At 68.6% G+C, this 12,564-nt stretch carries 8 protein-coding genes and 1 pseudogene; 6 read left to right on the top strand and 3 right to left on the bottom strand.

Features of this window, described 5'->3' with window-relative positions:
- From AC3WRI_RS16375 to AC3WRI_RS16350, 6 genes and pseudogenes are all read left to right on the top strand, one after another.
- Nucleotides 1-444: pseudogene (locus tag AC3WRI_RS16375) on the top strand (primosomal protein N'); the annotation flags it as partial.
- Nucleotides 445-638: 194 nt separating this feature from the next.
- Nucleotides 639-4,604 carry a trifunctional transcriptional regulator/proline dehydrogenase/L-glutamate gamma-semialdehyde dehydrogenase gene (putA, locus tag AC3WRI_RS16370; RefSeq protein ID WP_492293594.1) on the top strand — a complete coding sequence of 1,322 codons (3,966 nt, stop codon included), beginning with the start codon at nucleotides 639-641 and terminating at the stop codon, nucleotides 4,602-4,604.
- A gap of 156 nt (nucleotides 4,605-4,760) precedes the next feature.
- Nucleotides 4,761-5,912, top strand: a complete 1,152-nt coding sequence (locus AC3WRI_RS16365) for a branched-chain amino acid ABC transporter substrate-binding protein (protein WP_492293592.1) — start codon at nucleotides 4,761-4,763, stop codon at nucleotides 5,910-5,912.
- A gap of 155 nt (nucleotides 5,913-6,067) precedes the next feature.
- Nucleotides 6,068-8,032, top strand: a complete 1,965-nt coding sequence (locus tag AC3WRI_RS16360) for a tetratricopeptide repeat protein (RefSeq protein ID WP_439668403.1) — start codon at nucleotides 6,068-6,070, stop codon at nucleotides 8,030-8,032.
- A 166-nt stretch (nucleotides 8,033-8,198) separates the two neighbouring features.
- Nucleotides 8,199-9,425, top strand: a complete 1,227-nt coding sequence (locus AC3WRI_RS16355; RefSeq protein WP_010812177.1) for a cation:proton antiporter — start codon at nucleotides 8,199-8,201, stop codon at nucleotides 9,423-9,425.
- Nucleotides 9,425-10,540 (top strand): YbdK family carboxylate-amine ligase, encoded by a 1,116-nt coding sequence (locus AC3WRI_RS16350; RefSeq protein ID WP_010812176.1) that lies wholly within the window; start codon nucleotides 9,425-9,427, stop codon nucleotides 10,538-10,540. Before AC3WRI_RS16355 ends, AC3WRI_RS16350 begins: the two co-directional genes overlap by 1 nt.
- A gap of 24 nt (nucleotides 10,541-10,564) precedes the next feature.
- Here AC3WRI_RS16350 and AC3WRI_RS16345 read toward each other — a convergent pair whose 3' ends face one another.
- The 3 genes from AC3WRI_RS16345 to AC3WRI_RS16335 all read right to left on the bottom strand — a co-directional run bounded on the left by AC3WRI_RS16345 (nucleotide 10,565) and on the right by AC3WRI_RS16335 (nucleotide 12,551).
- A complete protein-coding gene (locus tag AC3WRI_RS16345) occupies nucleotides 10,565-11,068 on the bottom strand; it encodes a glycine zipper domain-containing protein (RefSeq protein WP_010812175.1) in 504 nt (167 codons plus the stop codon).
- Between the two features lie 135 nt (nucleotides 11,069-11,203).
- Nucleotides 11,204-12,067: an alpha/beta hydrolase gene (locus tag AC3WRI_RS16340; RefSeq protein WP_492293590.1), complete on the bottom strand. Its 864-nt coding sequence runs from the start codon at nucleotides 12,065-12,067 to the stop codon at nucleotides 11,204-11,206.
- 10 nt (nucleotides 12,068-12,077) lie between these two features.
- On the bottom strand, nucleotides 12,078-12,551 hold the full coding sequence (locus tag AC3WRI_RS16335; protein WP_439671069.1) for an OsmC family protein: 474 nt from the start codon (nucleotides 12,549-12,551) through the stop codon (nucleotides 12,078-12,080).
- Nucleotides 12,552-12,564: the final 13 nt, after the last annotated feature.

Raw genomic sequence — 12,564 nt, 5'->3', positions numbered from 1 at the left:
GGGCGGGCCGGCTTGCCGGGCGAGGTGCTGATCCAGACGCGCTACCCGGACACCCCGGCATTGCAGGCGCTGACGCGCCACGACTATGATGGATTCGCGGCCAGCCAGTTGCGCGAGCGGCGCCAGGCCGGGTTGCCCCCGTTCTGCTACCAGGTGCTGGTAACCGCCGACCACGGCCAGCTGGAGCGGGCGCTGCAGTTCCTGGAAGTGGCGCGCCGGCATGCCGAAACCTGCGAGCTGGCGGCCGAGGTGCAACTGCACGATCCGGTGCCGATGTCGATGGTGCGCATCTTCAACCGGGAGCGTGCGCAGATGCTGGTTGAGGCCACCTCGCGGCCGGTGCTGCAACGCTTCGTGGCTGAGTGGGTGCAGACTTTCGCAGATGTGGGGACAGAGGCAAAAGGGGTGCGCTGGCAGCTTGAGATCGACCCGTTGCGGATCTGAGTCAGCTGGCGTGGCAGTGAAAGGTGCAACCCTGGCATTAGGGTTTTCGATAGGGTTGCACTAGGTTGCACCTTGGTGATTTTCGGGAGTAAGATCGCGCCAGCTCACAGGCTGCGGCCGGTCGCGCGCCCGTGCCTGCCGGCATGGACGAGGTAGCACCGGCGGCGGCTCCAGTCTTTCGGAGAAATGCCCGCATGGCCACCACCACACTCGGCGTCAAGCTCGACGACGCCTCGCGCGACCGCCTCAAGCGCGTTGCCCAATCCATCGACCGCACGCCGCACTGGCTGATCAAGCAGGCTATCTTCACCTACCTCGAGCAGATCGAGCGCGGCCACCTGCCGCACGAGACCGGCGCCGCCGGTAGCGCCGACGCGGATGGCGCCGACGGAGCCGAGCTGGTCCATGGCGATGCGCCGCAGCCGTTCCTGGAGTTCGCCCAAAGCATCCAGCCGCAATCGGTGCTGCGTGCTGCCATTACCTCTGCCTATCGCCGCCCGGAAGCCGATTGCGTACCGGTGCTGCTGGAGCAGGCGCGCCTGCCGCAGCAGCAAGGCGAGGCCGCCATCAAGATGGCCAAGACCCTGGCCACGCGGCTGCGCGAGCAGAAGGTCGGCAGCGGCCGCGAGGGCCTGGTGCAGGGCCTGATCCAGGAATTCTCGCTGTCGTCGCAGGAAGGCGTGGCGCTGATGTGCCTGGCCGAGGCCCTGCTGCGCATCCCCGACAAGGCCACCCGCGACGCGCTGATCCGCGACAAGATCAGCGGCGCCAACTGGCAGTCGCACCTGGGCCAGAGCCCGTCGCTGTTCGTTAACGCCGCCACCTGGGGCCTGCTGCTGACCGGCAAGCTGGTCGCCACCCATACCGAATCGGGCCTGACCAAGGCGCTCACGCGCATCATCGGCAAGGGCGGCGAGCCGCTGATCCGCAAGGGCGTGGACATGGCGATGCGCCTGATGGGCGAGCAGTTCGTCACCGGCGAGACCATTTCCGAGGCGCTGGCCAACGCGCGCAAGTACGAGGCCGAAGGCTTCCGCTACTCCTACGACATGCTGGGCGAGGCCGCCATGACCGAGGCCGACGCGCAGCGCTACCTGGCCTCGTACGAGCAGGCCATCCACGCCATCGGCCAGGCCTCGCGCGGGCGCGGCATCTATGAGGGCCCGGGCATCTCGATCAAGCTGTCGGCGCTGCACCCGCGCTACAGCCGCGCGCAGCATGAGCGCGTGGTGGGCGAGCTGTACGAGCGCCTGAAGTCGCTGACGCTGCTGGCACGCCAGTACGACATCGGCATCAATATCGACGCCGAGGAAGCCGACCGCCTGGAGATCTCGCTGGACCTGCTCGAGCGCCTGTGCTTCGAGCCCGAGCTGGCGGGCTGGAACGGCATCGGCTTCGTGGTGCAGGGCTACCAGAAGCGCTGCCCGTTCGTGATCGACTACCTGATCGACCTGGCCCGCCGCAGCCGCCACCGCCTGATGATCCGCCTGGTCAAGGGCGCCTACTGGGACAGCGAGATCAAGCGCGCCCAGCTCGACGGGCTGGAGGGCTACCCGGTCTACACGCGCAAGGTCTACACCGACGTGTCGTACATCGCCTGCGCGCGCAAGCTGCTGTCGGTGCCGGACGCGATCTACCCGCAGTTCGCCACGCACAATGCGCATACGCTGTCGGCCATCTACCAGATCGCCGGCCACAGCTACTATCCCGGCCAGTATGAGTTCCAGTGCCTGCACGGCATGGGCGAGCCGCTGTACGACCAGGTGGTTGGCGCCACCGCGGACGGCAAGTTCAACCGCCCGTGCCGCATCTACGCGCCGGTCGGCACGCATGAAACGCTGCTGGCCTACCTGGTGCGCCGCCTGCTGGAGAATGGCGCCAATACCTCGTTCGTGAACCGCATCGCCGACGACACCATCTCGCTGGACGAGCTGGTGGCCGACCCGGTCGCCGTGGTCGAAGCCATGCACCGCGAAGAAGGCGTGCTGGGCCTGCCGCACCCGCGCATCCCGTCGCCGCGCACGCTGTACGGCAAGAGCCGCCCCAATTCGGCCGGCATCGATCTCGCGAACGAGCATCGCCTGGCGTCGCTGTCGTCGGCGCTGCTGGCAGGCACCAGCGAGCGCTTCGTGGCCGAGCCGCTGCTCGGCGCCGAGGTACCGCGCGCAGCCGACGCCATCACCACGCCGATGCTGAACCCGGCCGACCACCGCGATGTGGTGGGCCATGTCACCGAGGCCGGCCAGGCCGAGGTCGACGCCGCGCTGCAGGCCGCCATCAACGCCGCGCCGATCTGGCAGGCGACGCCGCCGGACGTGCGCGCGGCCGCGCTGGAGCGCGCCGCCGACCTGATGGAAGCCCAGATGCAGTCGCTGATGGGCATCATCATGCGCGAGGCCGGCAAGACCTTCTCCAACGCCATCGCCGAAGTGCGCGAAGCCGTGGACTTCCTGCGCTACTACGCCGCCGAGGTGCGCCGCAGCTTCGACAACGAGACCCACCGCCCGCTGGGCCCGGTGGTCTGCATCAGCCCGTGGAACTTCCCGCTGGCGATCTTCACCGGCCAGGTGGCCGCGGCGCTGGCCGCCGGCAACCCGGTGCTGGCCAAGCCCGCCGAGCAGACCCCGCTGATCGCCGCCGCCGCCGTGCGCCTGCTGCGCGAAGCCGGCGTTCCGGCCGGCGCGGTGCAGCTGCTGCCGGGCCGCGGCGAGACCGTGGGCGCCGCGCTGGTCGGCGACGCCCGCGTCAAGGGTGTGATGTTCACCGGCTCGACCGAAGTCGCGCGCATCCTGCAGCGCAACGTCGCCGGCCGCCTCGACGCCGCCGGCCGCCCGATCCCGCTGATCGCGGAGACCGGCGGACAGAACGCGATGATCGTCGACTCGTCGGCGCTGGCTGAACAGGTGGTGGGCGATGTCCTCAGCTCCGCTTTCGATTCGGCCGGCCAGCGCTGCTCGGCGCTGCGCGTGCTGTGCCTGCAGGAAGACGTGGCCGACCGCGTGCTGGAAATGCTCAAGGGCGCCATGCAGGAACTGAACATGGCCAATCCGGACCGGCTCTCGACCGACGTCGGCCCGGTGATCGACGACGAAGCGCGCGGCAATATCGTGCGCCATGTCGACGCCATGCGCGCCAAGGGCCGCCGTGTCCATCAGGCCGACCCCAACGCCGCACAGGGCGCCAGCTGCCGCAACGGCACCTTCGTGCCGCCGACGCTGATCGAACTGGATAGCATCGAGGAACTCAAGCGCGAGGTGTTCGGCCCGGTGCTGCACGTGGTGCGCTTTCCGCGCGCGGCGCTGGACACCATGGTCAGCCAGATCAACGCCACCGGCTACGGCCTGACGCTGGGCATCCATACCCGCATCGACGAGACCATCTCGCACATCGTCAGCCGTGCCCATGTGGGCAACCTGTATGTCAACCGCAATATCGTCGGCGCCGTGGTGGGCGTGCAGCCCTTCGGCGGCGAAGGCCTGTCGGGCACCGGCCCGAAGGCGGGCGGCCCGCTGTACCTGCACCGCCTGCTGTCGGTCTGCCCGCAGGACGCGGTGGTACGCAGCGTGCGCGCGTCGGAAGCAGGCGGCGGCGCCGAGGCGGCCACGCTGCGCGACGAGGCCGCAGCGGCCTTCCAGGCCTGGGCCAGGGCCGAGCTGCCGTCGGTGGCCGCCGCCTGCGAGCGCCTGGCCGAGGCCTCGCCCTCGGGCCTGACCGTGACGCTGCCCGGCCCCACCGGCGAGCGCAACACCTACACCCTGCTGCCGCGCGAGCACGTGCTGTGCCTGGCCACGCAGGAGGCCGATCTGGCGCTGCAGCTGGGCGCCGTGCTGACCGTCGGCGCAGACGCCGTATGGCCGGAAAACCCTGTCAGCCGGGGGCTGTTTGCGCGCCTGCCTAAGGGCGTACAATCGCGCGTCCGCATGGTGGCCGACTGGACCGCGGCGGACATCGCTATCGATGCGGTGCTGCACCACGGAGATTCCGACCAGCTGCGCACGGTGTGCGAGCAGGTGGCGGTGCGCCCCGGTCCGATCATCGGCGTGCAGGGCCTGGCGCAAGGTGAACCGAATATCGCGCTCGACCGTTTGCTGATCGAGCGCTCGCTTTCGGTCAACACCGCAGCCGCGGGCGGCAATGCCAGTTTGATGACGATCGGCTGAGGCAACCCTCGGACCTCGTCATGTCGAAGCACGCAGCGGTGGCGGCGATCCCGCCCCGGTTGCGTATTGAAGCAAGGTGCGGCACTGCCAGGCTGCACCGCTATAACTGCCGGCAACGGCACCACATCGGCACCATTTGGGACCCAAGGAGATCTGATGAGCTCGACATTCCACAAGACGGCAATGACCGTTGCCCTGACCCTGGCTGGCCTGACCGCCGCCTCCGCCGCGTTCGCGCAGGCCCAGGAAATCAAGCTGGGCTTTGCCGGCCCGATGACCGGCGGCCAGGCGCAGTACGGCAAGGACATGCAGAACGGCATCGTCCTCGCGATCGAGGACATGAACGCCACCAAGCCCAAGATCGGCGGCAAGGAAGTCAAGTTCGTGCTGGTCTCAGAAGACGACCAGGCCGACCCGAAGACCGGCTCGGTGGTGGCGCAGAAGCTGGTGGATAACGGCATCCAGGGCATGCTCGGCCACTTCAACTCGGGCACCACCATCCCGGCGTCGATGGTCTACAACCGCGCCGGCATTCCGCAGATCGCCATGGCGACCGCGCCGGAATACACCAAGCAAGGCTTCAAGACCACCTTCCGCATGATGACCTCCGACACCCAGCAGGGCTCGGTGATCGGCGCCTTCGTGGTGAAGAAGCTGGGCGCGAAGAACATCGCCATCGTCGATGACCGCACCGCGTACGGCCAGGGCCTGGCCGACGAGTTCGAGAAGGCCGCCAAGGCCGCCGGCGGCAAGATCGTGCGCCGCGAGTTCACCAACGACAAGGCGGTGGACTTCAAGGCCGTGCTGACCAACATCAAGCGCAGCAACCCGGACATCATCTTCTACGGCGGCGCCGAGACCCAGTCCGCGCCGATGGCCAAGCAGGTCAAGGAACTGGGCATGAAGGCCCCGCTGGTGTCGGGCGAAATGTCCAAGACCGACAACTTCCTGAAGCTCGCCGGCCCGGCCGCCGAAGGCACCGTGGTGTCGCTGGCCGGCCTGCCGCTGGACCAGATGCCTGGCGGCTCCGCGTACGAGAAGAAGTACGAGAAGCGCTTTGGCTCGAAGGTGCAGACCTACTCGCCGTACGCCTACGACGGCGCCACCGCGATGATGTCGGCCATGGTCAAGGCCGGCTCGACCGACCCGGCGCGCTACCTGCCGGTGCTGGCTGCTACCAATATGCAGGGCGTGACCACCAAGACGCTGGCGTATGACGCGCGCGGCGACCTGAAGGATGGTGGTATCACTGTCTATAAGGTGGTTGGCGGCAAGTGGACGGTGCTGGAGACGGTTGGCGGGAAGTAAGCTGCTGGCTGGTTTTGGCTATGGGAGAACGCTGCCTTTGGGTGGCGTTTTTTCTTTTGGGGGCTTGGCGGCAAGCCTCCCCAAACAATTCCGTATCTCCCCCATTGGCGCATAATCCCGCACTCGCACATTTTTTCAATCCATAGGAGCAGTACGTGTCCGAGCAGGAAGCCAGCTACGACCACGCCATCGGGCTAGCCAACCAGGGGCGCTTCACCGAAGCCCTGCAGATTGCCGACCAGCTGTCGCAGGCCCGCCCCGAGGTGGTTGATTTCGTCACGCTGCGGGCGCGGCTGCACTTTGACAACGGTGACGCCAACGCCGCGCTGGCGGTGCTGGACGAGGCGCTGGCGCGGCTTGACACGCTGCCGCTGCAGCCGCCGCACCGCTGGGCCTCGCGCGGGGTGATCGCGCACCGCTACGGCGCCATGCTGATGAGCCTGGGCCGCGATGCCGAGGCGCGCCCGTGGCTGCATGAGGCCGCGCAACGCGGCGGCCTGCTGACGGGCGAATGGGCCGCGCATTTCCACGCCGGCCTGGCCGCGCTGCGCATGGGCGACATGGCCGCCGCGGCACGCTACTGGCATGACCTGATGGTCCGCAATCCCGACCTGGGCGCAGATGACATCGCACCGCTGGTGACGGACTACATCGCCCGGGCCGAGGCCGCCGGCGTTCCGGTGGAGCCCCTGATGCGCGTCTGCCTGGGCCGCGTGGCCCTGGACAACCCGCATCTGCTGGAGCTCGATCCCGCAGCCGGTGACGCCGTGGCCGCCGACCAGGCCGCCCGTGTGCTGGCCGAGCACCCTGACCACCCCGAGGCGCGCCGCCTGCGTGCACCGCTGCGCCACGGCGTGGGCGACGTCCAGGGGGCACTGGACGACCTGGCGGTCTACCTGCGCCAGGTGCCCGACCCGCAGAGCCAGGTACGCGAACTGGCCTGGCGCCACCAGCTGGCGCAGCGCGCCGACAGCACCCAGCCGGCCGATCGCGAGCCGTGGCTGCGCTTCACGCTGACCGACCAGTCCGACGACGGTGCCGGCTACTACCGCGCCGCCATGGCGCTGGGCGAGTTCATCGACGAGGTGCCGGCCGCCGAGGCCGCGCTGCGGCCGGTGCTTGTGCAGGCCGGCCGTGCCGGCGTGGCGCGCTTCGACCAGTATTTCGCCACCGGCCAGGGCGATGCCGCGGGGCACGGCGGCAATGCCGACCCGCATGTCTATTCGCTGCTTTGCCGGCTGCTGTCGCGCAGCCTGCCGGCCGACGCCGCGCACGTGGACGAGCGCATCGCGCTGCACCAGCAGGGCATGGCCGCCAGCGAGTTCATCGATCACTGGATCGACCTGCTCGACTGCCACGCCGACGCCGGCCAGCACCAGAAAGTAGCCGAGCTGGCCGGCGAGGTGCTCAACCGCTACCCGCTGGAGCGTAACCCGGCCGACGTGACCTGGGCCTTCAGCCGCATGATCGCGGCCTGGAAGGCCATGGGCGGCGCCGAGCCGACCGAGGCCGCCCGTGCCGCGATGATGCATATGGATGCCCGGCTGGACGCGCTGCCGGTGGAAGCCCGCAGCGAGGCCGCGCACCCGATGGCGCATGCGCGCGCGCACTTTGCCGCGCTGCTGCAGGCGCAGGTGGCCGGCATGGACGAGCACGACCGCACTGATGCCCTGGCCGAGATCGAGGCCCAGCAGCGCCGCGCGCTGCTGGTCGAGGACGCCTGGCTGTACAACCGCTTCGGCCAGGTCTGGCGCGACGCGGGCGAGCCCGAGCGCGCGCTGCCGCTGTTCGAACAGGCCGTGGCGCTGACCGAGGGCGATCCGCTGGACCAGGCCGGCCCGCGCGTGCAGCGCGGGCTGGTCCACCATGCAGCGCGGCGCCACGATGCCGCGCTGGCCGACTTTATCGCAGCCTTCGCCGTGCGTGACGACTGGGATGCCGAGGTGTACCTGCGCGCGGTGCAGTCGGCGCTTGGCTTGGACCAGCGTGAAACCGCGCTGGGGTATTTCGAAAAGGCCCGTGCCCGCGGGGCCGCGCAGGGCTCGACGCGCACTTTGTACGCACAGGTGGAGGCCGCGCTCAAGGCAACCCGCCCGATGTGGAAAGTCTGGGGCGTCTGAAACGTCGCTCCGGGCCGCCGAACGGTCTGAACATGTAAGGGATGTAAAAAACGCCATCCGGAGATGGCGTTTTTTACGTGCAGATGACAGAAGTTGTGCGCGTGTTTTGTGCGGTGTCGGACAATCACTGACATGGATTGTGAAGTGCTTACATTACCATGTCGCCATGAATGGACTGAGCCAACTTTTTCCAAGCCTCCCGCTCGCGCCCGGCGGCCTGTTCTGGGTCGGGCTGGCGCTGGTCGGCGCCGGCCTGGCCGGTGAGCTGAGCCGGCGCTGGCTGCGCTGCCCGCGCATCGTCGGGTATGCCGCGGCGGGGCTTTGCGCCGGCATGCTGGGGCGCGGCATCGTCGACGAGAACATGATCAACCAGACCCGTATCCTGATCGATATGGCGCTGGCGCTGGCCTTGTTCGAACTCGGGCATCGCCTCTCGCTGACCTGGCTGCGCGCCAACCGCTGGCTGCTGCTGACCAGTGCCTTTGAAAGCCTGCTGACCTGGGGCCTGGTGGCGGCGGTGCTGCAATGGATCGGCGCCTCGCCCGGCGTGGCGATCCTGGCCGGCGGCATCGCGGTCAGCACCTCGCCCACCATCGTGCTGCAGCTCAAGAATGAGTTGCGCGCCGACGGCCAGGTCACCGAGCGCCTGATGGCGATGGCCGCACTCAACAGCATCTACGCCGCCGCCATCGTGCAGGTCGCCACCGGCTGGCTGCATTCGGAATACGGCAACCTGGGCGCGGCGCTGCTGCATCCGCTGTACCTGCTGGTGGGCTCGTGCCTGCTGGCGTGGGTGGTGGGCAAGCTCGGCCATGCCATCTATGACCGCATGTCGGCCGACGACCACTACAGCTTCCTGGTGCTGGTGGGCCTGGTGCTGTTCACGCTGGCGCTGACCCGGGTACTAAAATTGTCGATGCCGCTGACGCTGATGCTGGCCGGTGTCGTGTTCAAGCACCAGGACAACCAGCCGCATGTGTGGCCGCCGCATTTCGGCAGCGCCGGCAGCCTGCTGATCATCGTGATGGTGGTGTCGCTGGGCCTGCCGCTGACGGCACAGGACTGGGCCGTGGGCGGCGTTTACGCCATCGCGCTGGTGGTGCTGCGCCATGTGGCCAAGCTGGCCGGCGTGGTCTCGCTGGGCTCGTTCTCGGGCCTGAGCCTGCGCCAGTGCATGGCGCTGGGGCTGGCGCTGGCGCCGATGTCGGGCCTCGCCTACCTGCTGATGCATGACGTGGCGCGGCTCTACCCCGGTACCGGCCAGCCGCTGGCGGCCATCATCCTGTGCGCGCTGGCAATCGAACAACTTTTCGGTCCGGTGATCGCGGCCTGGGCGCTGCGCTACGCAGGCGAAGTCCGCGTCGACATCCGGGCCAATGGAGGAGGGCGCTGATGTCGCTCGAAACGTTCAAGCACTCTGAGGCGCTGACCTTCGGCGTGGAGCTGGAGCTGCAGCTGGTCAACCGGCATGACTATGACCTGGCCCCGTTCGCGCCCGACCTGCTGCGCGCGCTCAAGGGCGCCGAGCATGCCGGCGACATCAAGCCGGAGATCAGCCCGTCGATGATCGAGATCAGCACCGGGATCTGCCACACCTACCAGCAGGCGCTGGAAGAGCTGACTGTGATGCGCGACCTGATGGTGGCGGCCTCGCGCTCGCTGAACCTGGGCATTGCCGGCGGCGGCACCCACCCGTTCCAGCAGTGGGCCGACCGCACCATCTCGGATTCGCCGCGCTACCAGTACATCTCAGAGCTGTACGGCTACCTCGCCAAGCAGTTCACGGTGTTCGGCCAGCACGTGCATATCGGCTGCCCCAGCGCCGACGAATCGCTGTTCCTGCTGCACGCCATCGGCCGCTATGTGCCGCACTTTGTGGCGCTGGCGGCATCCTCGCCCTATGTGCAGGGCGTGGATACCGGCTTTGCCTCGGCGCGGCTGAATTCGGTCGCGGCCTTCCCGATGAGCGGGCGGGCGCCGTTCCTGCTGACGTGGGACGCCTTCACCGCGTATTTCGAGAAGATGCGCAATACCGGCGTGATCGAGAGCATGAAGGACTTCTACTGGGATATCCGGCCCAAGCCCGAGTTCGGCACCATCGAGGTCCGCGTGATGGACACGCCGCTGACGGTGCAGCGCGCCTGCGATATCGCCGCCTATATCCAGATGCTGGCGCGCTACCTGCTGCTGTCGCGCCCCTTCATGCCGCAGGAAGACGATTACCTGGTGTACACCTTCAACCGCTTCCAGGCCTGCCGTTTCGGGCTGGAGGGGGAGTACGTGCATCCCAACGAACTGACGCGCATGCCGATCGCCGACCACATCCTGTCGATCTGCGACGCGCTGGTGCCGCACGCCGAGGCACTCGGCTCGCTGGAGGCGCTGGCCAATATCCGCGCGCTGGCCGAGCGCCGCGACGGCGACGCCGAGTGGCTGCGCCAGGTCGATGCCGATGCGCGCAGCCAGCGTGAAACGGTGCGCAAGGCGTGTGACCGGTGGGCTGCCTGAGGCTGCGCCAGGCTGCCCCTTGTCTTATTTGACGCTGTAGCCGCGCCCCTGCATGCAGGCGCCCCAGGCCTGGTAGTACGAGCCCATCGCCTGGCTGGTATTGGCCGCCGCCTGCTGGTTGGCCGCGTTCGCCTGGCGGCGCGACTGCCGGTGCGCCACGCCGCCCCCCACCGTACCCGCTGCCGCGCCGACCGCCGCACCCTTGCCGGCATCGCCGGCCATCGCGCCCACCACCGCGCCCGCCGCGGCGCCGCCCGCGGCACCCCGCACGCGCTGGCCGCTCTGCGCCTGGGCCGGCGGCGGGGCGTTGGCGGCCTGTGCCGGATCCACGCCGGTCTGCTGCTTGGCCCAGCTGTAGCAGGCGCCGTCGTCGCTGGCCTGCTGTTGCTGACTCTGGCCCTTGGCCGGATAGGCCATGGGCTTGTTCTGCGCCATGGCCTGAGCCGGGATCAGCGCCGGGGTCAGCGCGATCGCCGCGGCCAGTACGCCGAGGCCACGGTACAGCTTGCGATGCGGGCATTGCTTCATGATGATGTTCCCCCACGGGTGTCGGCTACGCGACGCTGGACGCACCGACCGGTGCGCAAGTGGCGAGCCGTTCTGTGAAGGCCAGTATTTGCGGCACGCAGGGGTAAGTCAAATCAGCGTTTTGACGGCCCGATGTTATTTGTTTGTAGTGGGTGGCGGGGACAGCAGGAACGCGACCGCTTCCTGCCACCAGGCCGTATCGACATGCCCGGCCCAGTCGTTATGCCCGGCGCCGCCGATCACCGCGAGCCGCCGCGGTTCGCCCAGCGACGCATAGAGCGCCTGGCCGAAGCGTGCCGGCACGATGGTGTCGCGTTCGGCGACCGCGACCATCACCGGGCGGCCGAAGCCTTCCAGGTTGGCCGCGCTGTCGTAGCGGTCGCGCAGCACCCAGCCGGCCGGCAGCCAGGGATAGTGATGCGAGGCAATATGCGCAAGCTTGTCCCACGGCGTGATCAGCAGCACGCCGGCGACGCTCTCGCGCTGGCGCGCCGCGGCCGCTGCGGCCACGCCCGCGCCCAGCGACTCGCCGACCAGCAGCAGCGGGCCGCCGAACTGGCGCCGGGCCAGCGCAATCGATTGTTCCGCGTCTGCCACGAAGCTGCGCTCGCCGAGTGCGCCGGTGCGCGGGCCGTAGGCCGGGTACTCGGCCAGGATCACGCGAAGGCCCAGCTTCGTCAGCGCGCTGGCGTAGTAGCCACGATGCCCGGCGTGCCCGGCATTGCCGTGAAAGACCATGGCGGTGGCGCGCGCCGGTCCGGCCGGTTCGGCGACAAGGCCGCGAAAGTCCTGCGGCCCCGGCCAGGCGCGCAGCCCGGGCGAGACCATGGCGTCGACCGAGGCTTTATCGGGAAAGTAGAGGAAGTGATCCTGCATCATGCTGATTCCGGCAAGCAGGACCAGTCCCGCACCGAGCCAGCGCAGCCCCCTGCGGCGAACCGATTCAGTCCGCGGCGACACCAGCCGCGCTGGCGCCGGTGCCGGGGCGATGGCAGGCATGGCGACGCGCTCAGGCGCAGGCGAACACAGGTTCGCAGCGCACCTCGGTCCTGACCGAGTTGGCGATAAAGCAGGCGCCATGCGCGGCGTGGTGCAGGGCATCGAGTTCTTCGCGCGTGGGCTCGCGCTCGCCGCCAAACGTCACCTGAGGGCGCAGCGTCACCACGGTCATCGCCATCTGCCCGTCCGCGTTCTTTTCCATCACACCGGTGGCCGCATCCAGGTAGCGGTCGACGACAAAGCGTTGCTTCGCCGCCAGCGACAGGAACCACAGCATGTGGCAGCTGGACAGCGAGGCGATGAACATCTCCTCGGGATCGACCGCGCTCGCATCCGACATCGGCAATGGCACCACATGGGGTGATGACGATCCCGGGACTTCCGCGCCACCGTCAAAGCGCAGCACATGCCTGCGGCTGTAGCGGTTGCCGGCGAAATCCTGCCCGTCGCGTTGCCACAGGACTTCAGCGGTGTATGTGGACATGCAAAGACTCCTA

It is taken from the genome of Cupriavidus sp. FW305-27, from assembly GCF_058787995.1.
The sequence above is the reverse complement of the archived record's forward strand: the minus strand, read 5'-3'. Positions and strand labels throughout refer to the sequence as shown.